This is a genomic window from Amycolatopsis sp. 3B14, from assembly GCF_050958625.1.
GTDB classification, from domain to species: domain Bacteria; phylum Actinomycetota; class Actinomycetes; order Mycobacteriales; family Pseudonocardiaceae; genus Amycolatopsis_E; species Amycolatopsis_E thermoflava.
Map to the genome: position 1 here is coordinate 94,660 of NZ_JBHZEN010000040.1, position 24,641 is coordinate 119,300.

Below are 24,641 nucleotides of genomic sequence, written 5' to 3' on the forward strand. Positions count from 1 at the left end.
TCAGTTCCCCAGCCCGAGGTGCCGCTGGAAGGCCCGCACCGCGGCGATGGCGTTGTCGGAGGCTTCCGCGTTCTCGGCCACCTCGTCGCCATAGGCCCGGATGGCCTTCGTGGCCAGCGGCTGCCACTTGTCCACCCATTCCGTGAGCTTCGGCAGGTTCTCGTCGACCTCGGCCATGTGCCGCACCAGGGCCTCGGTCCAGCGGCGGGAGCGTTCACTGTCGCGCAGCGCGGCTTCGGTGAGCAGCGCGTGCAGGGTGTCGCCGTGCCGGCGGGCGCTGACACCCAGCTGGCGCAGCACGATCTCGTCCACCGCCGGCTTGGCCACGACGTTCAGCGCGACGAACGCCTCGGCCCAGTCGAAGGTGGTGAGCTGGCGCTCCATCAGTTCCCGGAACCCCTGCCAGGCGGGCAGTTCCTCCCACAGCTCGCGTTCCCGCTCACCGAACCCGGCGTTCGGATGGGCGAGCTTGAGCTCGGCCGTCCGGTAGGCCACATTGGACAGCCACCGCAGCTGGTCGGCGGTCTGGAAGGCGGCGCAGTTGGCGATGGTGCTCGCGGGCGCCATGTGGACCAGGTAGGCGCTGGCCATCTGGATGGTGTGCAGCAGGTAGCGGCTCGGGGTGTAGAGCTGGGCGAGGGTCGCGACCCACTCGGGTGCGAGCCCCTTGTCGTGGCCCTCGGCGTTGTGCTGGTCCAGCAGACCCTCGACGTAGGTCTCCTGGCCGTCCTGGAGGATGTTGTAGGTGCGGTAGACCAGCTCGTCGGGGTCGCGGAAGGCGTTCCAGTCCGGGTGGGTGACCGGGCTGCCGTTGCGGTTCTTGCGGTAGAAGTCCGCCATGAACCCGGTGTGCCCGACGTCCCAGGGCTGTTCGGCGTCGCGCGTGTGCCACAGCAGGTTGGTGGACACGATCTCGTACTCGCTGGGCTTGCGGCGCCGGGCGGCGAGGTGGCCCCAGGTCTTGAGTGGCTTCAGCGGCGCGCTCATGCGAGAGCCCCCTTCTGGTCGGTGTTCGCGGCCTGCTGGTGGCCGTGGTAGAAGCGGTAGACGTCGCTGCTGGTGTCGATCCGCCCGACGAACGAGGGCATGATCAGTTCGAGCTCGGACATCTTGAACGGGCGGCCGAGTTCCTCGGCGATGGTCGCGCGGCGCAGCACGCACTCCCCGCCCTCGACCTCGATCCGCACGTAGGAGCCGCGGTCGCGGACGTCGACGCGCCGTCCGGCGTTGTCGATCACGGCCGCGTCGGCCACGGCCCTGGCGACCTCGCCGGTCTGGAGGACCGGGCCGACCGGGTCGATGATGGGATCAGTCACGCTCACCGGTCCTCCTCACTCGAAGTAGATTTCGACGCATTCGGTCGGCTCCAGGCCGGAGTCGGCGACCGTGGTGGTGCGGGGGTAGGGCGTTTCGGCGCCCTGCTTGCGGACGCGCAGGGTGCGGCCGGGCTGGTCGGCGACGTGGATGCCCACGGCGTTGGCGGCGGCAGCGGCGGCCACCTGGTCCATCGTGTCGCCCGAGTCGACCGGCAGCAGTTTGATGACGAAGTCGCCGTGGAAGTGCGCGGCGAGCGGGATCACGGCCATCGTGGTGTCCTCCTGGGGTGTCAGCCGGCCTTGGCGAGTTGCTTGCGGTAGGTCTCCACCCAGGCGAACCCGTGGGCGTCGTCGCCGCCGGGGCCGACGGTGCCCAGGCCCATGTACTCCAGGACGCCGCCGAGGTCGGCGGGCTGGATGTCGCCGCCGAGGAACCGGTCGACCAGGTTCTTGTGGTGGCGGTAGCGCTCGGGGTCGTCCTCGAAGATCCATTTGTCCACTTCGGACGCGAAGTGGTAGCGGCGTCCTTCGTGGACGATCGAGATGTCGCGCAACGTCTGGGACGGGGTGCCGACGATGGGCAGCTGGGACACGTTGCAGATCACCGGCAGCGTGCCCGGGACGGTCTTGTCGGTCCGGCCGTGCACGAAGTTGTCGATCATGACGTCCCACACCTTGCCGAAGGTGTCGTTCCAGCCCGGGTACTTCTCCTCCAGCCAGTCCCGTTCCTCCGGGCTGACGCCCGCGGCCGGGTTCCACCACAGGGTGGGCCGCCAGGAGTAGGTGCCCAGGTGCTGGCCGTGGTGGTGCTCGGAGATGTCCCGCAGGAAGATGTCCCAGTACCAGGGCTTGGACAGGCCGAGGTCCTCCAGCGACCGCATGAACTGCGTGACGATCCACTCCTCCATGAACTCCTTGAAGGAGGCCTCGCGCACCTCCAGCGGGACGTAGTAGTCCATCGGGATGCCGGACAGGATCGTGAACAGCCGGTAGGACCGCCAGAACGCGATGTCGATCTTCTTCTGGGCGACGTCCTTCTGCCCGTTCTCGATCAGCATCTGCAGCAGCGGGGTGCCCAGCTGCGCGTGCCGCGCCTCGTCGGACTGGATGCTCTGGATGAGCTTGGAGAAGGTGAAGTCGCCTGCCTTCGCGGCGTCCCCGGACAGGCCGATGAACTGCAGGTTGGTGAAGCCGGTCTCGAACGAGAAGTTGGCGAAGATCGACGTGGACAGTGCGTCGCGGGTCATCATGACGTCGTCGAAGAAGTGGCGGGCGCCCAGCGTCACCCAGTTGTCGGTGAACATCGCCGCGTGGGACCACTCGAACTGCCGGTCCTTGCTGACGTATTCGTGCGGGAAGTAGAGCTGGATCTGGCCGTGCCGGATCTCGTCGAGCATGCCGAAGGTCGCCATGTTGCGCATGCCGGGGGCCTTGGACCAGCGGATGAAGCGGGCTTCCTGGAACGAGGCGCCGTACTCGACGAGCGCGACGGCGGCGTAGTGCTCCTTGAGGATGGAGATCCACCCCGGATCGGCCTTGTTGTACAGATCGGCGCGCTCGAGCGCGGCCTTGACCGAATAGGCGCCGGCGTCCTTCTGCCGCTGGATGTCGACGTATTCGCGGTAGCTGATCTTGTAGGGCTCGTCGTAGGTCGACCAGATCTCGTCGGGCAGCCCCTCCCCGCCGGAGAGCTCCGGCGGGAAGAGTTCGGCCAGGGTCACGTACCGCGGTGTCCACTCGGTGTCGCGCGCGATGTCGTACCACTGCGCGCGTTCCAGCAGAGCCATGCTGTTGCTCCTCGGGATGTCGGGGCGGATGTCGATGCGGGTTGCCGGGCAGCCGGACGGGTCAGCTGCCGTGCTCGGATCCCAGCGGACCTTCGCCGCCGGGGTAGACGAAGGACATGGAGGGTGCGTAGAAGCCGAACGTCACCTGCAGGGGGTCGGCGGGCCGCAGCTGGTAGGTCGGGTGGTTCTCGTCGAGGAACTCGAAGGACCGCACCTGGAAGTGCTCGGCCAGATCGGCGACGTAGGCGTAGCGTCCGCTGTGGAACTCCCCGTCGCGCCGGGTGATGTACCGGAGTTGCCCGGCGGCCCGCTGGGGTGTGCCCACGGTGACCGTCGCGGTCGTGCGGATGACCGGCCTGCCGTCCAGATGGGTGGTGGCGACGAGGGTGTCGCCACTGAGGGTCAGTGTCGTGTGGCCGGGTTCCCCCGCCGGGACGCCGTGTTCCCTGGCGTACCGGCTCATCACGTCGGAGCTGTTGTAGTAGTGGGTCCACCACCGCCCCGGCACCCCGGCCTCGGTGTCCAAACCGGACAGGTTGACACCGAGGTAGGTCAGGGAGTAGGCGCCGAAGGATTCCGCTCCCACGGCCGAGGTCTGGTCGGGGCCGTCGACGACGTACTGGTTGATGTAGCAGGAACAGTCGCCGGCCGGGCTGAGCCCCTCGGGCACCAGCTTGGCGACGGCGTCCGGATCCGCGGGCACCCAGACGAGGTAGAGGGTGCGGGAGCCGGTCACCAACTGCGGCGGATGCAGTGCCGTGCCCATTTCGCCTCCTGGTTCACCGTTGAACGTCTTGCGATGAACAGACTCGGCGAAGTGCGGCGGGGCGGGTAGTGCGCATCTTGGACAACCCGGCGGCGGCCGGTGCCAGTCGGGAGTACCGGCGGACGTCAGAGCTGGTCATCGAGCTGCAGGGCGATCCACAGCTCGGCCCGGGTCGTCGGATCGTCGATCTCCCGCCCCAGCGCTTCGACCACCTTGCCCATCCGGTACCGCAGCGTGTGCCGGTGGATGCCCAGGGCCGACGCGGACGCGTCGGACTGGCCGTTGTGGGCCAGGAAGGTCCGCAGCGTGTGGCGCAGGTCCACCTTGGAGTTGTTCTTCTTGTCGGTCAGTGGCGCGAGCAGGGCCGAGGCCCATCCGCGCGCTTCGTCCGTGTCGAGGTGACGCATCAAGCCGGCGGTGGCGACGTCCCCGGCACTGGTCAGCCTCCCGGCGGTTCCGGGCGCGCTGTTGAACACCGATCGGACCTGCCGCCAGGCCTCGGGCAGGTCCTTGGCGGGAGTGGGGTCGCTGACCGCGCCGCGGGCGAGGGGGATGCGGCGCAGCAGTGCTTCCAGTGTGCGGGTGTCGCCTTCGGCGGGTGGCATCAGGACGACCACCCGCCCGCGCTCCCACTCCGCCACGAGCGCGCACACGTTCCGCAACCCGTAGTCGCCCTCGGCGTGTTCGAGCAGTTCCAGCTCGTGGCCCGAGGGCACGCCGAGGATGGCCACCCGCAGGTCCCCTTCGGGCAGGTCGGTGCCCAGCGCGTGGCCGATCGAGGCGGCCAGGCGGATGTCGCCCTCCACGGCGGCTTTGAAGACGGCAAGGCGCTGCCTGCGCTCGCTGTCCAGGACTCCCCAGGCGCTGTGCAGGTCGGCGCACAGCAGGGACACCGCCGTCGTCACGATGCTCTGCTCGGCGCTGGTCAAGGGCGTGGACCGGCCGATCGCGAGAAATCCGCGGATCCGGCCGCGGACGGTGAGCGGCAGCAGCACCACGGCCTCACCGGCGACGGTCATGCTCAGACTCGAAGACGTGCCCCGTTCCCGCAGCCGGGGCAGTTCGATGCGGATGCGAGGCACGTGCATGCGTCCGGCGGGCGCGCCCGCGCGCACCGCCCCGTCGACGTCGAGGAGCACCGTCCAGCCGCGCAGCGCCTTGGCGAGCCGCTCGACAATGGCCCGGGCGGCGTAGGACGACAGCGAAGCGCGCGTGAGGTCCCGTTGAGCGGCGACGGCGTAGGTGAGTTCCTTCTGCCGTTCGTCGGAGATGAAGTCGGCGACGACCCTGCTGATGGCCGCGAATCCGGTGTCGTGGGGAACCGACAACAGCGGCAGGCCCGTCTCCTCGGCCGCGGCGACCAGGTCCTCCGGCACGTCGGGGTAGAACGAGCTCACCCCGAACCCGAGCGCGACCGCCCCGGCTTGGGCAAGCCGCCGCACGTACTCCCGTCGTTCGGCGAAGCCGGGCGCCAGGCGCGAGCCGGTGGTCAGCACCAGTTCCCCGCCGTCGATGTAGGGCGAGGGATCGGGCAGTTCGCTGATCAAGGCCCAGGTCACCGCGCTGCGACAGGCTTCCGGCGACCCCGCGACCTGCGACAGCCTGAGGTCCGGTCGGTCGAGGAGTTTCTCGACGGTGAGCGGCATCCTTGCCTCCGAGTGCTGGCCTGCCGGCCCGGCGGTGTGGTGGTGGCCAGGAATCGTAAACCGCTCCGGCGGGCGCGCGGGTTGAACGACGGCCAAGCGATGGCGGCGCCGAAGAGGCGGAAACTCCAAGCTGGACAACACCCCGCGGCGATCTGTACAAACCGGAGAACGAACCGGAACCCTCCGGCCGGGGAGAATCCGGACCGGGATCAGTGAGCGGACAGGGAGGTCCAGGGATGTCGGCGATCATCACGACTGCCGAGCCCCGTGCCGGCCGTCCGAAAGTGACCTACCGGACGGCGGGCGACCGGGCGGTGCTCGTCGAGTACGGGCACACCATCCCCGTCGACCTCAGCGTCAACTTCTTCGCGCACGCCTCGGCGCAGCACCTCGCCGACCAACCCGTACGTGGCGTGCTGGAAGTCGCGCCCGGGCTGAGATCGCTGCTGGTCTACTACGATCCCGCCGTCATCGGCCAGGACCGGGTCGTGGCCGCGCTGGAGGAGCTGCACGACGACATCCCGGAGCCCGCGTCGATCGTGCTGCCGAGCCGGCGGCTGACGCTGCCCATCGCCTTCGACGACTCCGCGTCCCGCGAGGCCGTCAACCGCTACCGGATCAGCACCCGCCCCGACGCGCCGAATGTCGTGGACGGCAACAACATCGACTACCTGGTGCGCTACAACGGACTGCCGAACCGGGAGGCGTTCGCCGAACGGATCCTGCGGACGGAGTGGTGGAACGCGTTCACCGGCTTCTACCCGGGCCTGCCGTCGCTGCTGCCGCTGGATCCGCGGTCGGAGATCATCGCGCCGAAATACAACCCGGCGCGGGGCTGGACGCCGGAGGGCGCGGTCGCGCTCGGCGGGCCGTGCCTGGTGATCCACCCGATCGAGTCGGTGGGCTCGTACCAGCTGTTCGGACGGACGCTGCCGATCTCGAACCTGGTGCGCCAGCCCCGCTCGCACCGGATCGACCCGATCCTGATCCACCCCGGCGACCGCATCACGTTCGTCGAGGTCACCGAAGGGGAGCTGATCGAGCTGCGGCGGCAGGTGTTCGAGGGCCGTTACGACTACGCGATCGAACCGGGCCGGTACGCGGTGGCCGACCACCTGAAGCTCGGCTCGGATCCGGAGGTGGCGGCCGAAGCGCAACGGCGGCGCGCCACCCGGTGCGCGGCGCAGGAGCTGGTGAAGGTTCCGTGAGCGCCCGATCGGCGGGCCAGGCGCTTCCCGCGCTCGAGATCATCGACCCGGGCCTGCAGACGACCGTGCAGGACTATCCGGGCCGGCGTGGGCGGCAGGCTCTGGGTTTCTTCCCGTCCGGGCCGGTCGATCCGCTCGGGTTGCAGGTGGCGAACGTCCTCGTCGGCAACCGTCCCGGTGCGGCTGCGCTGGAGATCCCGCTGGGCCGGTTCCAGGCGGTGATCCTGCGTGCCGGGCTGATCGCGATCACCGGCCCGGACGCCGGGGTGACGCTCAACGGTGAGCCGGTTCCGTTGTGGGAAGCGGTGTCCGTCGCCGAAGGGGACGTGCTGTCGTGCGCGGTCATCCGGGGCGCCGGTTATCGCCGGTATCTCGCGGTGAGCGGGGGGATCGCGGTGGACGAGGCGTTCGGCTCGCGGTCCACGTTGCTGGTGGCGGGCATCGGCGGTCACGACGGGCGGGCGCTGGAACGGGCGGACGTCCTCGACGCCTATCCGGCGGGCGGCGCCCGTCAGCGCAGGCGGATGCCGGTGTCACTGCGCCCGCACTACACGGACAGCTGGGAGATCGAGGTCCTCCGTGGCCCCCACGCCGATCCGGATTTCCTCACCGCGCAGGACTTCGAGGACTTCCTGGGCGCCTGCTGGCGGTGCGACCTGAACTCGGACCGCACCGGCGTGCGGTTCAACCCGCACCGGTTCCAGTGGGCGCGGACGTCGGGCGACGTCGCCGGCGGGCACCCGTCGAATCTCCTGGACACCAGCTATCCCTACGGCGGGATCCTCGCCTACGGTGACGTGCTCACGATCCTCGGCCCGGACAGCAACACCTCAGGCGGGTTCGCGGTGATCGCCACGGTCGCCCACGCGGCGCTGAGCAAGGTCGGGCAGCTCCGCCCCGGGCGCGACGTGGTCCGCTTCCGGGAGATCAACCTGCACCAGGCCGCGGCGATGCAGAGCCACCTGGACCAGCTGCTGGACCCACGCCACTTCGAGACCGTCTGACCCCGCGCCCGGAGGCGGTTCGCCCGGCCGTCTCACCCGTGCCGAGCGCCCAGTCAGCGTAGTTTCCGCAGCGCGTCGCGCAGGGTGGTCAGTGCTGTTTCGGGCTCGTCCCAGAACACCATGTGCCCGGCGCCGGGCACCGGCACCAGTTCGGCGGCCGGGTTGGCGCGGGTGGCTTCGGCGGCGCCGTCGGCGGTGACGACCGGGCTGTCGCCGCCGTAGAGGAGCACCGCCGGGGCGGGCACGTGCGGCCAGTCGTCGAAGAAGTCCTCCGCCTCGAAGCCGGCGTGGGTGGCCGCGATCGCGGTGCGGGAGCACGACGACAGCCACCGCGCGCGCAGCTCCTGCTCGCGGCGCGGCCACCGGGGCCAGGACCGGGCGACCTCGTCCGCATCGGTGCCGCGGCGGGCCTGGTCGAGCTGTCCGAGGAAGGCCTCCAGCGTGGTGGGGTACGGGCCCCGCCCAGGGCCGCTCATCGGCGGGTCGACCAGGACGACACCGCGCAGCTCGTGGCGGCCGTTGACGGCGGCCCGCGCCGCGATCCGCGCCCCCATCGAGTGTCCGAGCAGGATGGGCCGTCGCAGGCCGAGGCCGGAGACGACCGCGTCGACGTCCGCGGCGTAGCTGTCCAGGTCGTAGCCCGCCGGCTCGGTGTCCGCGCTGTCGGACAGCCCACGGCCGCGGACGTCGAGCACGAGCGGGCGCACGAGATCCGTGAGCTCCCGCGCCACGAAATCCATCGTGATCGCCGGGCTGGTGATGCCGGGCAGCACGAGGACCGGGACACCGTCGTCCGGTCCGTAGTCGAGCACGTGCAGCCGCACCGCGCCGGACCGGACCCAGCGGCTCGTCGCGGGAATGTCGGCGAGGTCGGCCAGCGCGGGCTGGTTCAGCGTGCGGGCGGCCGGGGACTCGGACGGGATCACCATGTCAGGAAACCTTTCTGCCGGCCCGATCCGCGGCGCCGAGGTAGGTCACGGCGTCGTCCAGGCCGATCACGTCGGCGTATTTCGCGTGCAGGTCGAACAACGCGGCGTCGTGCGGCCCACGGGCCCGGTCGCCGCAGGCTTCGCGCACCACGAGCGTGTTGAAGCCGGACTGCACGGCGTCCACGGCGGTCGCCCGCACACAGCCGGAGGTGGTCGCGCCGCACACGAGCACGGTGTCCGCGCCGAGACCGGTGAGCAGGGCGGCCAGCCCGGTTCCGTGGAACGCCGAGGCGCCCTTCTTCAGCACGAGGTGGTCGCTGTCGCGGCAGTCCAGCCGGGGGTCGAGTGCGACGGCGTCGCTCCCTTCGCGGAGGCTGCGCATGCCCGGCGCTTTCCGGAGCCAGGCCACGCCGTCGCCGTCGGCCTCGGCGGCGGTGTAGCTGATCGCGGTGTAGACCACCGGGACCTCACCGCGCCGGGCCGCGGTCACGAGTGCGGCGGCCGCGGTCACTTCGGCGGTGAGGTCGGCCCCGGACGGGAAACCGGGTTCGGTGAAGCCGCGGGTCAGGTCGACCACGACCAGGGCCGGGCACTGTCCACGCGGGACAGTGGCGCCGAACCCGGCCCGGTCGTAGACGGCGTCGGTCTCCGCGCCGTGCAGTCCGGACGGGTCATCGACGGGCACGCTGCAACTCCTTGATCAATTTGTCCTGGGTGCGGATCCGGCCCAGCAGCCAGCCCTGGAACAGTCCCAGCGCCGCGGCGGCCGCGATCGGGGCGTACCGCTTGACGCCCGGGGGAAGCAGCATCGCCAGCCCGTCGAGGGACTCGCCGCTGTCGGCCGGGGCCGGCGTGCGCGGGGCGGCGGCCGGGCGGGGCTCCTCCCCCGGCGCGCTCAGCTGGCCGGCGAGGTTGCGGGCGAACTGGTCGAGCAACCGGGCCGACACGGCGCTGATCGCGCTCTTGCCGAACTGGGCGAGCTTGCCGCGGATGGACAGGTCGGTGCGCAGGTCGATGGTGGCGCCGCCGGGGGCCTCGCGAACGGTCAGCGTCACGTCGGCCTCGGCGTCCCCGTTGCCGTGGGTGTCCGCTCCGCGCGCCGACAGCCGCAACCGCCGCGCGGCGGTGTCGACCTCGGTGAACCGCACCCGGCCGGAGTAGGCGGCGGTGATGGGGCCGACCTTGACCTTGACCCGGCCCAGGTAGGCGCCGTCCTCCTGACCGTCGAGGGTCGCGCCCGGGAGGCAGCCCGCCACCCGCTCGACGTCGTTGATCAGGGCGAACACCGCGTCCGGGTCGGCCGGAACGGACAGCTGGTTTTCCAGGATCACTTCGTCGCTTCCTTCTCGGTGTCACGGCGGCGGGCCGCGGTCGCGGCGATGGCGTCCACAATGGTCTGGTAACCGGTGCAGCGGCACAGGTTCGCCGAGACCGCTTCGCGGATCTCGTCGCGGTCCGCGTCGGGTTGCTGGGCGAGGAAACCCTCGGCGAGCATCAGGAATCCCGGTGTGCAGAAGCCGCATTGCAGACCGTGGTGCTCGCGGAAGGCCTGTTGCAGGTCGGAGAGCTCGCCGTCCCGGCCGAGCGATTCGACGGTGCGGATGTCGGCGTCTTCGGCCTGCACGGCGAACACGAGGCACGCGCGCACCGGTTCGCCGTCCACGAGGACGGTGCAGGCTCCGCAGACACCGTGCTCGCAGCCCGCGTGCGCACCGGTCAGGCCGATGTCGTGGCGCAGCACGTCGAGCAGGGTCTTGCGGGGCTCGACGACGGCTTCGTGCTCGCTGCCGTTGACGGTCAGGACGATCAGGTGGCGGTCGGTCATGCGGGCCTGCTCCGTTCCGGGTCGGCTGCCGCGTCGAGCGCGGCGAGCACGGTCTGCGGGTGCACCGGCGTGGTGTCGAGTTCGACGCCGGTGTGGCGCAGCGCGTCGTTGATCGCGTTGAGCACCGCGGCCGGCGCGCCGATGGTGCCGCCCTCCCCGGCGCCCTTGGCCCCGTTCTCGGTGAACGCGCAGGGTGTTTCCAGGTGGGAGACGGTGATGTCGGGGATCTCGGTGGCGGTCGGCACGAGGTAGTCGATGAAGCTGGCGGCCGACGGTTCGCCGTTGTCGGCGTAGGTGACCTCCTCGAACAGCGCGCCCGCGATGCCCTGGGCGATCCCGCCGCGGCACTGCCCGTCGACGACCTGCGGGTGGATCACCACGCCGCAGTCCTCCACGCACGCGTACCGCAGGATCGTGATGCCGCCGGTGCCCGGGTCGGCTTCCACGACCACGGCGTGGGTGGCGTTGGAGAAGGTGCCGTCGCCGGGCACGTCGAAGCTCGCGGTGGCCGTGAGCGTCGGCTCGACGTCCTTGGGCAGCAGGTGGCTGCGCAGGTAGGCGACGTCGGCGATCTCCTCGAACGACGCGCGCCGGCCCGGATCGTCGATCTGCACGACGCCGCCCGCGCCGTCGAGGCGGACGTTCTCCGGCTGGGTGTCGAGCAGGTGCGCCGCGATCCGGCACAGCAGCTCTCCCAGCCGCGTGGCCGCCAGCGCCACGGCCGAACCGCCGATGGTCACCGACCGCGAGGCGAAGGTCCCCCACCCGTAGGCGATGCGCTCGGTGTCGCCCTGGCGCAGCTTCACCTGGTCGATGTGCAGCCCGAGCCGGTCGGCGACGATCTGCGCGAGGGTCGTCTCGTGGGACTGCCCGTGGTTCATGGTGCCGCTGGTGACGACGACCGAGCCGGACGTGTCCATCCGGATCTCCGAGATGTCGAACCCGGGCACCACGGCCATCTTGCGTTTGGCGAAGGCGCCCGACCCGTAACCGGTCCGCTCCGAGAAACAGCAGAACCCGATACCGACATGCCTGCCCTCGGCGGCCGCGGTGTCCCGGAACTCGTACCACCCCTCGTCGCGCAGGGTGGCTTCGGCCAGGTCGAGGGATTCCCGGTAGGTGCCGGGGTCGTAGGTGACGGCGTTGACCCCGGTGTAGGGGAACTGGGTGATCAGGTTGCGGCGCCGGATCTCCAGCGGGTCGAGGCCGAGTTCGCGGGCAGCGCGCTCCATCACTCGTTCCATCGCCATCACGTACTGCGGCCTGCTGACGCCGCGGTAGGGCGCGGTGGGCGCCTTGTTGCTGGTGATGGCGCGGGCCCGGACCCGGTAGGCGGGCACCTGGTACACGCTGGGCATCTCCGCCGAGGCCATCAGCGGTTCGATCCCGGCGGTGAACGGGTAGCAGGAGTAGGCGCCCATGTCGCACACGATGTCGACGTCGAGAGCGGTGATGCGCCCGCCGGCGTCGAACGCGGCGCGGGTGCGGTAGCGCTGTTCCCTGGCCAGGAATCCGGCCGTCAGCGCCTCGCGCCGGTCTTCGATCCACTTCACCGGCCGGTTCAGGCGCCGGGCCACGGCCGCGACCGCGATCTCCTCCCGGCCGACCACGCACTTCTGGCCGAACCCGCCGCCCATGTCCGGGACGGTGACCCGCACGGTCCGCTCGGGCACGCGCAACGAGCGGGCGAGCGCGGTGCGCACCTGGTGCGGGACCTGGGTGCACATCTGCACGAGCAGCTGGTCGTCGTGGTCATCCCAGGACGCGATCACCCCGCGCGTTTCGAGCGGGAGGGCGTTCTGCCGTCCGCTGCGGGTGACGACCTCGACCACGCACCCGGCGTCGGCGAACGCTTCGTCCACTCCCGGGGTGTCGAACATGGACACGTCCAGCAGCACGTTGCCGGGCGCTTCTTCGTGGACCAGGGGCGCATCCTGAGCGAGCGCGGTCTCCTCGGAGACGATCGCGCCGAGCGGCTCGTAGTCCACCACGGCCAGTTCGGCGCCGTCCTCGGCGACGTAGGGGTCGCGGGCGACGACCAGCGCGACCGGTTCGCCGACGAACCGCACCTTCTCCTTGGCGAGAATCGGCATGGCGGTCGGCGCGAACTCCTCGGGCGGGCGGTCCAGCAGCGCGACGATGTCGCCGAGGTCGAGGTCGGCCGCCGTGTAGGCGGCGACGACCCCGTCGACCGCCAAGGTGGCCGACAGGTCGATCCCGGTGATCCGGCCGTGCGCGATCGTCGAGCGGACGAAGCACGCGTGCAACGTGCCGGGCAGCTGGATGTCGTCGACGAAGCGTCCCCGGCCGGTGAGCAGGCGCGGGTCTTCCCGCCGGGGCACCGAGGCGCCGACCCAGCGTCCGCCTCGCCCGTCGAACTCGGGGGCTGCGTCGCTCATCGCGTCACTCCTTCCTGCCAGGCCTGGTGCAGGGCGCCGGCGACGAGGGTCCGGGTGAGCCGGCGGCGGTAGGCGCTGCTGCCGGCGGCGTCGTCGGGCGGGTCGACGGCGGCGGCCGCGGCGTCGGCGCAGTCGGCGAACAGGTCCGGTCCGGGCTCGCCCGCGGCGAGGACCGCCTCGGCCTCCGGGACCCGGATGGGCGCCGGCGCCACCCCGCCGACCACCACCCGGCTGCCGTCACCGTCCAAGCTGACCGCGACGTCGACGATGGCGAAGTCGCCGTGGCGGCGGGCGAACTCGGTCAGCGCCGCCCGCGGCGCGGGCCGCGTGAAGCGCACCGCCGTCACGACTTCGTCCGGTTCCACGGCGGTGGTGTAGAACCCGTGGAACATCTCCGCGGCCGGGATTTCCCGCCGCCCACCCGGTCCCTCCGCGATGATCACGGCGTCGAGCAGGAGCGCGAGCAGGCACCATTCGGCGGTGGCATCGCCGTGCACGATGCTGCCCGCCACCGTGCCGCGGGAGCGGATCGGCAGGTGCCCGACCCACCGCATGGCGCGGGACAGCACGTCGAAGCCCGGCCCCAGCTTCGCCACCTCGACCGCCCGGTGCGTGACCAGCGCGCCGATCTCCAGCTGCGCGCCGTCCCGCCGCAGGCCCGTCAGCGCCGGGTCCCGACGCAACGGCCCCAGGTCGATCAGGGCCGTCGGCCGGGCGAGCCGGAAGTTCATCATCGGGACCAGGCTCTGCCCGCCGGCGATCAGCTTCGGCTCGTCCCCGGCCGCGGCGAGCTCGCCGAGCAGGCCGATGGCGTCGGCGACGTCGTGGGCCCGGTGGTAGGCGAACGCGGCGGGCTTCACAGTTTCGACCTCTCCTCGCTCACGGCACCTGCGTGGTTTTCGCGGGCGCCACGGGGTTCGCCGGCTCCGCGATCCGGTCGAGCTCGCGGCCGCGGGTCTCCGGCGCACCCACCATCATGAACACGACCGCGGCCACCACGAGCGCGCCCAGCACGGTGAAGGTCAGCGGCAGGCCGAGCACCGGCCACAGGAGGCTGCCGAACACCAGAGGCGCGAAGCCGGTGACGGCCCGGCTCGACGACGACGCCCAGCCGAACCCGGAGGCACGCAGCTCGGTCGGGTACAGCTCGGACACGTAGGCGTACATCACCGGGATGACCACCAGCGCCAGCATGCCGAACGCGCCGATCGCGATCACCGCGCCGGTGGGCGAGCCCAGGAGCAGCGAGAACACTACGAGCGAGAGCGCGGCGAGTGGCCCGGCGACGGCGACGATCCGCTTGCGGCCGACCTTCTCCACGAGCAGCACGGCCACCGCGACGCCGACGATGCCCAGCGCGTTCATCAGCGCGGTGGAGGCGAAGGCCGCGATCTCGCCGAACCCCTGGGCGCGCAGGATCGAGGGCATCCAGCTCAGGGCGGCGTAGTAGACCAGCATGACGCTGATGAACAACGACCAGGCGACCGCGGTGATCCGGGGGTTGAACGCCCACACCCGGCGCAGCTGGTCGAACGCGGCGGTGACCGCTCCCCCGCGGGTGTCCTCCACCACCGCGGGCGGGATCGAATACGGCTCAGCGGGCGCGCCCGTGCGGCGGACGAGCTCGTCGATGACCGCGCGGGCTTCCGCTTCCCGGCCCTTGCGCACCAGGTACAGCGGCGATTCCGGGACTCCGCGCCGGATCCAGAACAACAGCAGCGCGGGCAGGATCATCAGCACCAGCATCCAGCGCCAGTTCCCGGACACCGGGACCAGCAACGTGGCCGTGACGGCGGCGAGTGTGGTGCCGACCGGCCACCAGCCGTCCATGGCCGAGAGCACCCGGCCGCGGTGCCGCCGCGGGGAGAACTCGCTGACGATCGCGTAATCCACCGGGATGCACCCGCCGAGACCGACCCCGGCGAGGAAGCGCAGGGCCAGGAAGACCTCCACGTTCGGCGACAGCGCGCCGAGCACGGAGAACAGGGCGAACACCAGCAGCGTGACGCTGAACGCGCGTTTGCGGCCGATGCGGTCGGCCACGGTCCCCCACACGACGGCCCCCACCGCCATGCCGATCAGGTTGGCGGTCGCCACCAGCCCCTTCTGCCCCGGCGACAACCCGAACTCGGCCCCGACCAGTGGGGTGAGGAACCCGTTCAACGCGACGTCCCACGCGTCGAACATGTAGCCCAGCCCACCGATGAGGAAGATCTTGCCCTGCACGCTCCAGCGCCAGGGCAGGTCCTGGACGATCTGATCTCCGGTACGCATGAATCGCTCCGTTGCCGTTGTCGGCCAGTTCGCCCGCCTCAGCGCGCGAACTGGTAGTGGATGGACTCGGTGTCCGGATCGGTGAGCGGGCTGCCGTTCCAGAGCCAGTCGTAGGACACGTCGGACTCGCCGTCGAACCGGCGCAGCTTCTCGTCGCGCTCGCGCTGCTCGGGGCCGTCGGGGAGGTGGTAGAAGCTCATGTTCTGCAGGGAGGCGTCCTGGACCATCCCCGCGTGCTTGGCGCGCCGGTCGACGTAGCGGATGAGGGCGCCGTCGATCCCGTCGCGGGTGACACGTCCCAGTTCCTCGGCGAGCACCGCGGCATCCTCCATCGCCTGGGAGGCGCCCTGCGCCTGGTAGGGCAGCATGGCGTGGCAGGCGTCGCCGAGCAGGGCGATCCGCCCGTCCACCCATACCGGGTCACGCCGGCGCCGGTACATGGCCCACACCGACACGTCCTCGTCCTTGGCCTTCGACAACACCGTCGGGACCCGATCGTCCCAGTCCTGGTACTCCGCCGCGAGCTCGGCGGCGGTCGCCGGACCGCTCCACTCCCGTTCGATCGTCTCGCTGCACGGCACGATCGCGACCACGTTGAGGTACTGGCCGCCGCGGATCATGTAGTGCACGAGGTGCTTGTCCGGGCCGTACCAGATCGTGGAGTGGTAGCGGTCGACGAGGAACCGGGTGGCCGGGTCCTGGGCGACCAGGTCGCCGGGGATCAGGGCGCGGTAGGCCATTTCGCCGGAGAACACCAGGGTGTCGTCGAACCCGGCGAGGTCCCGGACGGCGGAGCGGATGCCGTCGGCGCCGATCACCACGTCGCCGGTGAAGCGGCGGCCGTCGGCGGTGATCACGGCCGGGCGTTCCGGCTGGGCGCGGTCCAGCTCGACGACCCGCGCGCCGGTCGCGACCCGCACCACCGGGCCGTGGCCGTCCGGGTCCACGCACGCGTCCAGCAGCACGCCGTGCAGGTCGGCGCGGTGGTAGTGCCAGTACGGGGCGCCGTAGGTGTCGGTGACCCGCTGTCCCAGCGGCAGCTGGGCGATGATGCTGCCGTCGGCCCACCGGCGGCGGACCTGGTCCTGCGGCTCGGTGCGCACCCGCTCCAGCTGGGGGCGCAGCCCCAGCCCGATGAGGATGCGGCTGGCGTTGGGGGCGGTCTGGATGCCCGCGCCGATCTCGCCGAGTTGCGGCGCCGCTTCGACCACGGTGACCCGCAGTCCGCGTTGCCGCAGCGACAATGCCGCGCACAGGCCGCCCAGGCCGCCGCCGACGACGACGACTTCGAACGACTGGCTCGCGCTCATGCCGGCCTCCTCGTCTCGTCGCCCGTGCCCGCGAGCAGCCGCCCGGCGCCGGGCACGCGCGGCTCCAGCCCGAGTTCGGTCAGGATCCGGTACGTGGTCGCGGTGGCCGCCGACAGGACCGGGAGCCCGATCTCGTCCTCGACGGGCTGGATCGACGGCAGCGACGGCATTTGCACGCACGCCGACAGCACCAGTGCGTCCACTCCGGACAGATCGAGCTTGCGGTAGTGCTCGCGCAGGTCGGCCGGGTCCAGCCGCGCGACGGCGAGGTTGTCCGGCACCTCCAGCGACAGCGCGTCCACCACCTCGACCCCGGCGTCCTCGAGGTAGTCGGCCACGGCCTTCGTGAGCGGCTTCAGGTAGGGCGTGATGATCGAGATCTTGCGCGCGCCGAGCGCGGCGATGCCGGACAGCAGCGCACCCGCGCTGGACACCACCGGCGCGGCGCAGCCCTCGGCGCGCAGGACGCGGGTGATGTCGTCCTCGGCGGTGCAGTGGTAGCCGGGGCCCTGGGCCATGATCGCCACCAGGCACGCGGTGGCGACCACGTCCGGGCGGGCGTCGGCGAGCTCGGCCGCCGCGCGCCCGGCCTGGGCGTTCATCGCGCGCAGCTGCTCCGGGTCGACGTGCCGCATCCGGGCGCGCGCGGAGTGGAAGACGAACCGGTCCCCCGGCTCGGCCTCCTCACGGGCGCGCAGCATCCGCGGCAGCTCGGTCTCCATGGTGAGGTTCGAGCTGGGGACGATCATCCCGATGTGGTGGTCGGTCATCGCTTCTCCGCCGGGCGCATTTCCTTGACGGTCAGCTCGCCGGCGTCGACGATCAGCTCGTCGTCGAGGTAGAGCGAGTTGCCGCGCATGGGGATGTCGAAGTGGCACGGCGTGTCGTTGGGGCCGCCGAGCTCGTTGTTGGGACCGATGGAGAACATCACGTTGCCGTAGAAGCTGCGCAGCTCCATGCCCATGCCGCCGGGGAACTGGGTCAGGCCGTGCCAGTGGGCGCGTTCGTCCAGGCCCCAGCCCACGTGGCTCATCCCGTAGCCGCGGGGGTCGTGGAAGCTTTCGATGTAGGAGCGCAGCAGGTCGGCGTCCAAACCGGACGATCCGGCGCCGCCGCGGATGTCGCGGATGAAACCCTCCTCGATGGTGATCTCCACCGGGGTCTGGACGTAGGTGTTGAACGGCAGCAGCACGTCGCCGGGCGAGAGCACGATCTTGCCGTCGACGCCGTCGTCGGCGCCGCCGGTGAACACGAACGCGGCGGGCCAGTGGTCCCAGCGGCCGGGGGTGTCGGTGTAGCCGTACTCCGACATGGTCGGGTACATGCCGAGCCGGTAGGTGACGTCGGTGCCCGCCGGGCTGGTGATCCGCATGGTGCTCGCCTTGGCCAGCAGCTCGGCGCCGATCTCCACCCGCTCGCGGAGTTCCTTGGTGGGCATGAGGCGGGCCAGCAGCTCGGGCGGCTCGACGGCGGTGAGGATGCGGGTGCCGGCTTCCTGGATCGCGAACTGTTCCTTGCTGAACAGCAGGAACGTGCAGTCGACGACCATGTCCACGTCCTTGAGCGCCTCGACCGCGCGGGGGATGTTCCCGAGCCCGGAGTCGCCCACCGCCCACGCGCCGGACGCGCTGGCCGGCGAGGGCAGTCGCATGTGGTAGGTCGCGGCGCCCAGCTGCTGGGCGGCCCACAGGAAGGCGTCGGCGTACTCGGCTCGCTCGCCGCCACGGGTCAGCACGACCACGGTCTCGCCCTCGTGCACCCCGGAGAACGTCAGCTGGCGCAAGCAGATGTCGTTGAACAGGTTCTGGTCCATCGTTGACCACCTCCGCCTATAATCCGAACACGTATTATCCGGATACGCAAGAGTTCGCGGGCGAGAAGCAGGACTGCAACACGAGCGCAATAGTCCGGACACGTAGGATCACGGGAAGCCGCGAGCCTGGAGTCATGGGGAGGGTCTTGATGGGTGAGCCAGTGCGGGCAGGCCGACGCGGCCGGGGAGCCCCGGCCGTCACACCGGCGCCGCCCCCGGATCTCCTGGCCGCCCCCGGCTACGGCGCCCGCCGCATGTACCAGGCCTACCTGGCCGCGTGGAACCGCCACGTGGATCCGGTGCTGACCGGTCCCCAGTTCGCGGTCCTCTCCGCCGTGCGCGCCTACCCCGGGAGCGACCAGAGTTCCCTGGCCGGGGCGGTCGCCCTGGACACGTCCACGATGGCGGACCTGTGCCGCAGGCTCGAACAGCGCGGCCTCATCCGGCGGGTCGAGTCGCCGCGGGACGCGCGCCGCAAGCTTTTGTCGCTCACCGAGGAGGGCTCGGCGGTGCTCACTCAGGTGAACCGCCGGGCGCGCCGCCTGGACAAGGCGCTGCTCGGTGCGGATTCGGGTGACGTCGACGTCGCGGGGCTGCTGAACACGCTGGGCGCGCGATGGGAAGCCGTGGCGGCGCTCGACGAGCTGGACTGACGACCGCTCCGCGCCAAGGGGGCGGTGCGACGGGCCTTCCCGACACTGCCTCAACCCGATTTCGTTTGAAACCGCGGTCGCGCCGCGGGCAGGATGCCGGGCATGGATCTCCTCGCGATGCTGCCCGCCTTCGCCCTGGCCGTGGTCCTGATTTCGGCCTCGCCGGGGCCGGCGATGGCCCTGATCCTGCGCCGGGCGGCGGTGCGGGGGTTCCGCGGGGCAGTGCCGACTGTGCTCGGCCTCGAGGCCGGTCTTTACGTGTGGGCGTTGTTCGCCGCGGCGGGACTGGCGGCACTGGCCGCCGCGTCGGAGGTCGCGTTCCTCGTGCTGCGCATAGTCGGCGCCGCGTTCCTGATCTACCTGGGGGTCAAGGCGTGGCGGTCGGCCTGGCGCCCGGCCGAGCCCGCTGACGAGCCGCCCGCGGCGTCGGCCAAGGGCTGGGCCAAGGCGTTCGCCGAGGGCGTCATCGTCATGCTGGCGAACCCGAAACTGGCCGCGTTCATGATCGCGTTCTACCCGCAGTTCGTGCCCGACGGGCGGCCCTTGTTCGGCACGACCGCGCTGCTCGCCGTGTTCCAGGTGGCCCTGGAGACCGTGCTGTACCTGGCGCTGGCGGCCGCGGTCGGCCGGGCGGGCGGCTGGTTCCGCCGGCCCGCGGTGCGCCGCAGACTCGACGCGATCAGCGGCACCGTCCTGGTCGCCCTCGGGGTGCGGATGGCGGCGGAAAGCCGGTGACAGTCAGCTCGCGGTGCGCTTGGCGTTGAAGCGCGCCTTCTTCTGACGGTTCCCGCACGTGTTCATGTCGCACCACTTGCGCGTGCGGCTCTGGCTGGTGTCGAAGAACGCCGCCTGGCAGGTCGGCGACGCGCACAGGGCCAGCCTGCCGTCTCGCTCGCCGGCGATGATGCTGATCGCGTCGTCGGCGATCACGCCGAGCGCGTCTTCCACGGCCGACGGCGAGCTGAGCCGCCACCGCCGCTCCCCCTCGGGGGTCAGCACAGCCGCCGCCCGGCCCCGGACGCTGCAGTCGTTGATGACCGCAACCGCGGCGGCGGGGAGGGCTTCGTGGATCGCGGCTGCCGTCGCGGCGGCGTGGATCGCTTCCCGCAGTTCTTTGGCGAGTTCCAGCTGGGCGGGGGTGCAGGAGTCCACGGCGAGGCCGTACACCGCCAGCCAGTCGACGAGCCGCCGCGGGGTGGGGATGCGCTCCACGGGCTCGCCGTGACGCTCCGACAACGTCCCCGTGAAGCTGGTCGCCAGCACGCTACCGAGGCGGAATTCGGGAAACCCAGCAGGCATGGAACCACCTTAGCCGGTTGCGCACCCCCGGAGCGAGGTGTTAGAACCGTCTTAGCCGGTTCGCCGATGGAGGAGGGCTCATGCCCAGCAGCGACGTGCACGCATTCGAAACCCACACGACCGACGCCGAGCTCGACGATCTGCGCGCGCGACTGGCCGCGGCGCGGCTACCTGAGCCCGAAACGGCCCGACGCCGATGGGAGCAGGGCGTTCCCCTCGCCGACCTCGTCGAGCTCGTGCACTACTGGCGCACCGGCTACGACTGGCGGTGGTTCGAGAAGCGCCTCGACGAGATCGGCCAGTTCCGCACGACCATCGACGACCTGGGGATCCACTTCCTGCACCGCCGGTCCGCCCGCGCGGACGCCACTCCGCTGATCCTGACCCACGGCTGGCCGGGCAGCGTCGCCGAGTTCGTCGACGTGGTGGACGAACTGGCCGATCCGGCGGACGCGACCGCGCCGGCGTTCCACGTCGTGGTCCCGTCGCTGCCCGGGTTCGGCTACAGCGACAAGCCGGCCACCACCGGATGGGGCACCGAGAAGATCGCGGCCGCCTGGGTGGAGCTGATGGGCCGGCTCGGCTACCGCGAGTTCCTCGCCCACGGCGGGGACTGGGGCGGCAACATCACCACGGTCCTCGGCGGCCGGTTCCCGGAGCACGTGCTCGGCATCCACAGCACCTTCGCGGAGGGGCCGCCCGGGCTGAGCACGGACGGGCTGACGGCGGTCGAGCGCAAGTGGGCCGAGGACACCCGGCACTTCTGGCGCCACCGCGCGGCGTACGCGAAGCAGCAGGCGACCCGGCCGCAGACCATCGGCTACTCGCTCGTCGACTCGCCGGTCGGGCTGCTCGCCTGGATCCTCGACAAGTTCGCCGAGTGGTCGGACACCGAGGACAGCCCGTTCGAGACGATCTCCCGGGACCGGGTCCTGGACGACGTGACCCTGTACTGGCTGACGCGGACGGGCGCGTCAGCGGCGCGCATCTACTACGAGAGCCACAACTCGCTGGATCCGGAACTCCGGGTCGACGTCCCGTCGGCGATCACGATGTACCCGCGCGACATCGAGAAGTGCCCGCGCCCGTGGGCGCAGGAGCGGTACCGGCAGATCGTCCGGTGGCGCTCGCCGGAACGCGGGGGACATTTCCCGTCGCTGGAGGTTCCCGGGTACTTCGTCCAGGACCTGCGCGACGGCCTCGCGGCGGTCCTGGCCGCTCGCTGAGCCCAGTCCGGTGCCCACCTTCGCAGGCGAGGGTTGCGCCCCTGCGGTCCGTGGTAGTCCCGGGTCCGAGGGAGGGCGGACATGGTGGAGTGGGCCGAGGTGGTCGTGGTCGGCGCGGGGCTGGCCGGGCTCGCCGCGGCCCGGACCCTGCAGCGCGCCGGGCTGCACGTGCTGGTGTGCGAGGCCGGGGACGACATCGGCGGCCGGGTGCGCACCGACGTGGTCGACGGTTTCCGCCTCGACCGCGGGTTCCAGGTGCTGCTGCCGGCCTACCCGGCGGTGCGCGAGATGGTCGACGTCGAGGAGTTGCGGCTGCAGCACTTCACGCGGGGCGTGGTCGCGGACGGGCAGGCGCTCGCGCCGCCGTGGCGGCACCGGAGCGCGGCGCGGGACCTGCTCGCCTTCGGCGCCGGACGGCCGCGGGATGTCGCGGCCCTGCTGGCGATGTCGGCGCGGGACGTGCTCGCGCCGGCCCGCCGGCTCAAGGCGGGCGGGGATTCGACGATCGCCGAGGACCTGGCCCGCCGCGGGGTCAGCGCGCGAACGGTCGACGAGGTGATGCGGCCGTTCCTCGCCGGGGTCTTCCTGGACCGTCCACTGCGGACCTCCGCCCGGGCCTTCCACCTGGTGTGGCGGAGCTTCCTGCGTGGCGGTGGCGCGTTGCCCGCGTCCGGGATGGGCGCGCTGCCGCACCTGCTCGCCCGCGACCTGATGCCCGGGACCGTCCGATGTGGAGTGCGGGTGACCGGGATCTCCGGCGACGGCGTCACAACCGACCGCGGCGAGGTGCGAGCGAAGGCGGTCGTGGTGGCCGCGCCCGAGGTCCTGCTGGGCGTGCCCGAGCCGGACTGGCACGCGGTGACGACCTACTACTACCGGACGAGCGGCCGCCCGCCGCTGCGGCAGCCGACGCTGCTCACCGACAGCGGCGAGCTGCTGGTCAACACCGCGGTGATCAGCGCCGTCGCCCCGGGGTACGCGCCGCCGGGGCAGACGCTGGTCGCCGCGTCGGTGCCGGAACGCTGCGACACCGGCAACGAGCTGGAGCCGCACGTGCGCACCACCCTCGCGCAGGTCTACGACACGTCGACGACGGACTGGGAGCTGGTGGAGACCTACGCGATCGCGCGGGCGCTGCCGGTCATGCCGGCCGGCCACCCGCTACGGCAGCCGGTGCGGCTCGCGCCGGGCCGCTACGTGTGCGGCGACCACCGGGACACCAGCTCCATCCAGGGCGCGCTGGTGTCCGGCCGCCGCGCGGCCGCGGCCGTGCTGGCGGACCTGCACTCCCGCCCGTGACCGCCGGCCGCGGTCCTCATCGGACACCCGTCTTCACCGGTCGCAGCGGCGCGGCAGGCCGTTGCCCGGCGACGATGGCCGCTAGGGCGAGCGCGAAGCCGGTCAGCTGGACCGCCCCGAGCGTCTGCCCCAGGACGACGACCCCGAGCAGCGCGGCGACCATCGGCGACAGCAGGGCGAGCACCGCGACCGAGGTGACCGGCAGCCGGGTGATCCCGCGGAACCACAGCACGTACGCCAGCAGCCCGCCGACGAGCCCGAGCCACAGGTAGCCGAGCACGGCGGGCAGGTCGACCGCGGGCGGCGCGCCCTCGACCAGGAACGTCACCGGCACCAGGAACAGCCCGCCCGCGGTGAGCTGCCAGGCGGCGAACGCGGTCGGGCCGACACCGGCGGGGCGGCCCCACTTCTTGGTGAGCGTGACGCCCAGCGCCATGGTCGCCGCACCGCCCAGGCCGGCCAGGACCCCGGCCACGTCGAAGCCGGCGGCCGGGCCGAGCACGACCAGGCCCACCCCGACGACGCCGGTCACGCCCCAGGCGAACCGCCACGCCGACGGGCTTTCCCGCAGCACCGCGACGGCGAGCACGGCCACGACCAGCGGCTGCGTCGCGCCCAGGGTCGCCGCGACCCCGCCGGGGAGCCGTTCGGCGGCGACGAACAGCAGCGGGAAGAACAGGCCGATGTTGAGCACGCCGAGCGCGGCGGCCTTCCACCACCAGGCGCCGCGCGGCAGCGTCCGGGTGACGGCGAGGGCGATCAGGCCCGCGGGCAGCGCCCGGAGCAGGCCCGCGAACATCGGGTGCGCGGGCGGCAGCAGTTCGGTGGTGACGACGTAGGTCGAGCCCCAGACCACGGGCGCGAAGGCGGCCAGTGCGGTATCGCGGAGTTTCACGATTCCAGTCTTGGCGTCGCCGATCGATGAGTCCAACACATGTTCGTCAAGTGATCCATCGTGAGGCACGATAGATCCGTGGAACTTCAGCAGATGCGCTACGTCGTCGCGGTGGCCGAAACGGGCAGCTTCACCCGCGCGGCGCAACGGTGCCTCGTGGTGCAGTCGGCGCTCAGCCACCAGATCGCCCGCCTGGAACGGGAACTGGGTGCGCGCCTGTTCGACCGCACCAGCCGCCGGGTACGGCTGACCGCGGCGGGCGCGGCTTTCCTGCCCGCGGCGCGGCAATGCCTGGACTTCGCCGAGCGTGCGGCGGCGGAGGTGGCGGCCGCGGTCGGCGAGGTGCGCGGGCGGCTGAGCGTCGGGGTGATCCCGACGGTCGCGGCGGTCGACCTGCCCGCCGCGCTGCACCAGTTCCGGCGGCGCTACCCGCAGGTGCGGGTCCGCCTGCGGATGGCGGCCAGCCACGAACTGGTCGAGCAGGTCCGGCAGGGCGCGCTCGACCTGGCGTTCCTCGGCCTGCCGCTCACGGCGCGGCCCGAGGGCGTGCGGGCGCACGAACTGGCGCGGGACCGGCACGTCGCCATCGTCGCGCCGGAGCACCCGCTGGCCGCCCGCGCCGAGACCGACCTGCGCACCCTGGCCGGCGAGGAGTTCGTCGACTTTCCGGAAGGCTCCCCCGGCCGCACCCAGTCCGACCAGGCCTTCGCCGCCGCGGGACTGACCCGGAACGTGGCCTTCGAGGTGACGACAGCGGACCTGATGGCCGGCCTCGTGCGGGAAGGCCTCGGTGTGGCGATGCTGCCGTCGACCTACGCGCCCGCCCTGGCGGGCGTGGCCACCGTGCCCGTCACCGACGCCCCCGCGCGGATCGAGCACCTGGTGTGGAGCACGGCCGGGCTGACCCCCGCGGCCGCCGCGTTCCTCGAGGTGCTCGGGGTGGCGGTCGGCTGACGCCGGCCACGCGCCCGGGCCCGCGTCCGCACCGGCCG

General features: G+C 71.8%; 25 protein-coding genes. 7 read left to right on the forward strand and 18 right to left on the reverse strand.

Features of this window, described 5'->3' with window-relative positions:
* The 6 genes from ACCP09_RS22670 to ACCP09_RS22695 all read right to left on the reverse strand — a co-directional run bounded on the left by ACCP09_RS22670 (nt 1) and on the right by ACCP09_RS22695 (nt 5,515).
* Entirely contained in the window at nt 1-987 is a 987-nt protein-coding gene (locus ACCP09_RS22670) for a toluene monooxygenase (RefSeq protein ID WP_433749895.1), read from the reverse strand.
* Entirely contained in the window at nt 984-1,316 is a 333-nt protein-coding gene (locus ACCP09_RS22675; protein ID WP_228684539.1) for an MmoB/DmpM family protein, read from the reverse strand. Before ACCP09_RS22675 ends, ACCP09_RS22670 begins: the two co-directional genes overlap by 4 nt.
* Nucleotides 1,317-1,331: 15 nt before the next feature.
* Nucleotides 1,332-1,586 (reverse strand): toluene-4-monooxygenase system B family protein, encoded by a 255-nt coding sequence (locus tag ACCP09_RS22680; RefSeq protein WP_027928917.1) that lies wholly within the window; start codon nt 1,584-1,586, stop codon nt 1,332-1,334.
* A 20-nt stretch (nt 1,587-1,606) separates the two neighbouring features.
* Nucleotides 1,607-3,103 carry a YHS domain-containing protein gene (locus ACCP09_RS22685; protein ID WP_027928916.1) on the reverse strand — a complete coding sequence of 499 codons (1,497 nt, stop codon included), beginning with the start codon at nt 3,101-3,103 and terminating at the stop codon, nt 1,607-1,609.
* Nucleotides 3,104-3,164: 61 nt separating this feature from the next.
* Nucleotides 3,165-3,869 (reverse strand): hypothetical protein, encoded by a 705-nt coding sequence (locus ACCP09_RS22690; protein WP_123686088.1) that lies wholly within the window; start codon nt 3,867-3,869, stop codon nt 3,165-3,167.
* 125 nt (nt 3,870-3,994) lie between these two features.
* Nucleotides 3,995-5,515: a PucR family transcriptional regulator gene (locus ACCP09_RS22695; RefSeq protein WP_433749901.1), complete on the reverse strand. Its 1,521-nt coding sequence runs from the start codon at nt 5,513-5,515 to the stop codon at nt 3,995-3,997.
* Between the two features lie 236 nt (nt 5,516-5,751).
* On the opposite strand from ACCP09_RS22695, the gene ACCP09_RS22700 reads away from it, so the two are divergent.
* Both ACCP09_RS22700 and ACCP09_RS22705 read left to right on the forward strand, forming a co-directional pair.
* Nucleotides 5,752-6,723 (forward strand): 5-oxoprolinase subunit B family protein, encoded by a 972-nt coding sequence (locus tag ACCP09_RS22700; RefSeq protein ID WP_433749904.1) that lies wholly within the window; start codon nt 5,752-5,754, stop codon nt 6,721-6,723.
* A complete protein-coding gene (locus ACCP09_RS22705) occupies nt 6,720-7,727 on the forward strand; it encodes a biotin-dependent carboxyltransferase family protein (protein ID WP_123686086.1) in 1,008 nt (335 codons plus the stop codon). Before ACCP09_RS22700 ends, ACCP09_RS22705 begins: the two co-directional genes overlap by 4 nt.
* A 53-nt stretch (nt 7,728-7,780) precedes the next feature.
* Here the strand turns inward: ACCP09_RS22705 and ACCP09_RS22710 are convergent, their stop codons facing one another.
* From ACCP09_RS22710 to ACCP09_RS22755, 10 genes are read right to left on the reverse strand one after another with little or no spacing between them, the layout of a single operon-like run.
* Nucleotides 7,781-8,656 carry an alpha/beta fold hydrolase gene (locus ACCP09_RS22710; protein WP_433749908.1) on the reverse strand — a complete coding sequence of 292 codons (876 nt, stop codon included), beginning with the start codon at nt 8,654-8,656 and terminating at the stop codon, nt 7,781-7,783.
* Nucleotide 8,657: 1 nt separating this feature from the next.
* Nucleotides 8,658-9,341 carry an isochorismatase family protein gene (locus ACCP09_RS22715; protein WP_433749911.1) on the reverse strand — a complete coding sequence of 228 codons (684 nt, stop codon included), beginning with the start codon at nt 9,339-9,341 and terminating at the stop codon, nt 8,658-8,660.
* The gene (locus ACCP09_RS22720) at nt 9,328-9,987 is read right to left on the reverse strand and encodes an SRPBCC family protein (RefSeq protein ID WP_378364295.1); all 660 of its coding nucleotides are present in this window, start codon (nt 9,985-9,987) and stop codon (nt 9,328-9,330) included. The genes ACCP09_RS22715 and ACCP09_RS22720 overlap by 14 nt, the downstream gene beginning before the upstream one ends.
* The gene (locus ACCP09_RS22725) at nt 9,984-10,481 is read right to left on the reverse strand and encodes a (2Fe-2S)-binding protein (RefSeq protein WP_433749915.1); all 498 of its coding nucleotides are present in this window, start codon (nt 10,479-10,481) and stop codon (nt 9,984-9,986) included. Before ACCP09_RS22725 ends, ACCP09_RS22720 begins: the two co-directional genes overlap by 4 nt.
* A complete protein-coding gene (locus tag ACCP09_RS22730; RefSeq protein WP_433749918.1) occupies nt 10,478-12,880 on the reverse strand; it encodes a xanthine dehydrogenase family protein molybdopterin-binding subunit in 2,403 nt (800 codons plus the stop codon). The genes ACCP09_RS22725 and ACCP09_RS22730 overlap by 4 nt, the downstream gene beginning before the upstream one ends.
* A complete protein-coding gene (locus tag ACCP09_RS22735) occupies nt 12,877-13,740 on the reverse strand; it encodes an FAD binding domain-containing protein (protein WP_433749921.1) in 864 nt (287 codons plus the stop codon). Before ACCP09_RS22735 ends, ACCP09_RS22730 begins: the two co-directional genes overlap by 4 nt.
* 19 nt (nt 13,741-13,759) lie before the next feature.
* A complete protein-coding gene (locus ACCP09_RS22740) occupies nt 13,760-15,154 on the reverse strand; it encodes an MFS transporter (protein WP_123686079.1) in 1,395 nt (464 codons plus the stop codon).
* 38 nt (nt 15,155-15,192) lie between these two features.
* Nucleotides 15,193-16,464, reverse strand: a complete 1,272-nt coding sequence (locus ACCP09_RS22745) for an FAD-dependent oxidoreductase (RefSeq protein WP_433749925.1) — start codon at nt 16,462-16,464, stop codon at nt 15,193-15,195.
* Nucleotides 16,461-17,234, reverse strand: coding sequence for a maleate cis-trans isomerase family protein (locus tag ACCP09_RS22750; protein WP_433749929.1), 774 nt, complete (start codon nt 17,232-17,234; stop codon nt 16,461-16,463). Before ACCP09_RS22750 ends, ACCP09_RS22745 begins: the two co-directional genes overlap by 4 nt.
* Complete coding sequence (locus tag ACCP09_RS22755; RefSeq protein ID WP_027928902.1) at nt 17,231-18,277, reverse strand: leucyl aminopeptidase; 1,047 nt, start codon at nt 18,275-18,277, stop codon at nt 17,231-17,233. The genes ACCP09_RS22750 and ACCP09_RS22755 overlap by 4 nt, the downstream gene beginning before the upstream one ends.
* Before the next feature lie 149 nt (nt 18,278-18,426).
* Here ACCP09_RS22755 and ACCP09_RS22760 point away from each other — a divergent pair, with 149 nt between their 5' ends.
* Complete coding sequence (locus ACCP09_RS22760) at nt 18,427-18,930, forward strand: MarR family winged helix-turn-helix transcriptional regulator (protein WP_027928901.1); 504 nt, start codon at nt 18,427-18,429, stop codon at nt 18,928-18,930.
* Nucleotides 18,931-19,032: 102 nt separating this feature from the next.
* Nucleotides 19,033-19,665, forward strand: a complete 633-nt coding sequence (locus ACCP09_RS22765; RefSeq protein ID WP_433749934.1) for a LysE family translocator — start codon at nt 19,033-19,035, stop codon at nt 19,663-19,665.
* A 3-nt stretch (nt 19,666-19,668) separates the two neighbouring features.
* Here the strand turns inward: ACCP09_RS22765 and ACCP09_RS22770 are convergent, their stop codons facing one another.
* Nucleotides 19,669-20,229: a CGNR zinc finger domain-containing protein gene (locus ACCP09_RS22770; protein WP_433749936.1), complete on the reverse strand. Its 561-nt coding sequence runs from the start codon at nt 20,227-20,229 to the stop codon at nt 19,669-19,671.
* Nucleotides 20,230-20,309: 80 nt separating this feature from the next.
* Between ACCP09_RS22770 and ACCP09_RS22775 the strand changes: the two genes are divergently transcribed.
* Both ACCP09_RS22775 and ACCP09_RS22780 read left to right on the forward strand, forming a co-directional pair.
* Nucleotides 20,310-21,455, forward strand: coding sequence for an epoxide hydrolase family protein (locus tag ACCP09_RS22775; protein ID WP_433749939.1), 1,146 nt, complete (start codon nt 20,310-20,312; stop codon nt 21,453-21,455).
* Nucleotides 21,456-21,536: 81 nt separating this feature from the next.
* Nucleotides 21,537-22,754, forward strand: coding sequence for an FAD-dependent oxidoreductase (locus ACCP09_RS22780; RefSeq protein WP_433749942.1), 1,218 nt, complete (start codon nt 21,537-21,539; stop codon nt 22,752-22,754).
* Nucleotides 22,755-22,770: 16 nt separating this feature from the next.
* Here ACCP09_RS22780 and ACCP09_RS22785 read toward each other — a convergent pair whose 3' ends face one another.
* Complete coding sequence (locus ACCP09_RS22785) at nt 22,771-23,649, reverse strand: EamA family transporter (RefSeq protein WP_433749945.1); 879 nt, start codon at nt 23,647-23,649, stop codon at nt 22,771-22,773.
* Nucleotides 23,650-23,727: 78 nt separating this feature from the next.
* On the opposite strand from ACCP09_RS22785, the gene ACCP09_RS22790 reads away from it, so the two are divergent.
* Nucleotides 23,728-24,603, forward strand: coding sequence for a LysR family transcriptional regulator (locus ACCP09_RS22790; RefSeq protein WP_346056845.1), 876 nt, complete (start codon nt 23,728-23,730; stop codon nt 24,601-24,603).
* Nucleotides 24,604-24,641: the final 38 nt, after the last annotated feature.

Coding starts and splice junctions, on each gene's coding strand:
- ACCP09_RS22670 (WP_433749895.1), bottom strand. CDS start 987: ATGAGCGCGCCGCTGAAGCCACTCAAGACCTGGGGCCACCTCGCCGCC.
- ACCP09_RS22680 (WP_027928917.1), bottom strand. CDS start 1,586: ATGGCCGTGATCCCGCTCGCCGCGCACTTCCACGGCGACTTCGTCATC.
- ACCP09_RS22685 (WP_027928916.1), bottom strand. CDS start 3,103: ATGGCTCTGCTGGAACGCGCGCAGTGGTACGACATCGCGCGCGACACC.
- ACCP09_RS22690 (WP_123686088.1), bottom strand. CDS start 3,869: ATGGGCACGGCACTGCATCCGCCGCAGTTGGTGACCGGCTCCCGCACC.
- ACCP09_RS22695 (WP_433749901.1), bottom strand. CDS start 5,515: ATGCCGCTCACCGTCGAGAAACTCCTCGACCGACCGGACCTCAGGCTG.
- ACCP09_RS22700 (WP_433749904.1), top strand. CDS start 5,752: ATGTCGGCGATCATCACGACTGCCGAGCCCCGTGCCGGCCGTCCGAAA.
- ACCP09_RS22710 (WP_433749908.1), bottom strand. CDS start 8,656: ATGGTGATCCCGTCCGAGTCCCCGGCCGCCCGCACGCTGAACCAGCCC.
- ACCP09_RS22725 (WP_433749915.1), bottom strand. CDS start 10,481: ATGACCGACCGCCACCTGATCGTCCTGACCGTCAACGGCAGCGAGCAC.
- ACCP09_RS22730 (WP_433749918.1), bottom strand. CDS start 12,880: ATGAGCGACGCAGCCCCCGAGTTCGACGGGCGAGGCGGACGCTGGGTC.
- ACCP09_RS22740 (WP_123686079.1), bottom strand. CDS start 15,154: ATGCGTACCGGAGATCAGATCGTCCAGGACCTGCCCTGGCGCTGGAGC.
- ACCP09_RS22745 (WP_433749925.1), bottom strand. CDS start 16,464: ATGAGCGCGAGCCAGTCGTTCGAAGTCGTCGTCGTCGGCGGCGGCCTG.
- ACCP09_RS22750 (WP_433749929.1), bottom strand. CDS start 17,234: ATGACCGACCACCACATCGGGATGATCGTCCCCAGCTCGAACCTCACC.
- ACCP09_RS22755 (WP_027928902.1), bottom strand. CDS start 18,277: ATGGACCAGAACCTGTTCAACGACATCTGCTTGCGCCAGCTGACGTTC.
- ACCP09_RS22760 (WP_027928901.1), top strand. CDS start 18,427: ATGGGTGAGCCAGTGCGGGCAGGCCGACGCGGCCGGGGAGCCCCGGCC.
- ACCP09_RS22765 (WP_433749934.1), top strand. CDS start 19,033: ATGGATCTCCTCGCGATGCTGCCCGCCTTCGCCCTGGCCGTGGTCCTG.
- ACCP09_RS22770 (WP_433749936.1), bottom strand. CDS start 20,229: ATGCCTGCTGGGTTTCCCGAATTCCGCCTCGGTAGCGTGCTGGCGACC.
- ACCP09_RS22775 (WP_433749939.1), top strand. CDS start 20,310: ATGCCCAGCAGCGACGTGCACGCATTCGAAACCCACACGACCGACGCC.
- ACCP09_RS22780 (WP_433749942.1), top strand. CDS start 21,537: ATGGTGGAGTGGGCCGAGGTGGTCGTGGTCGGCGCGGGGCTGGCCGGG.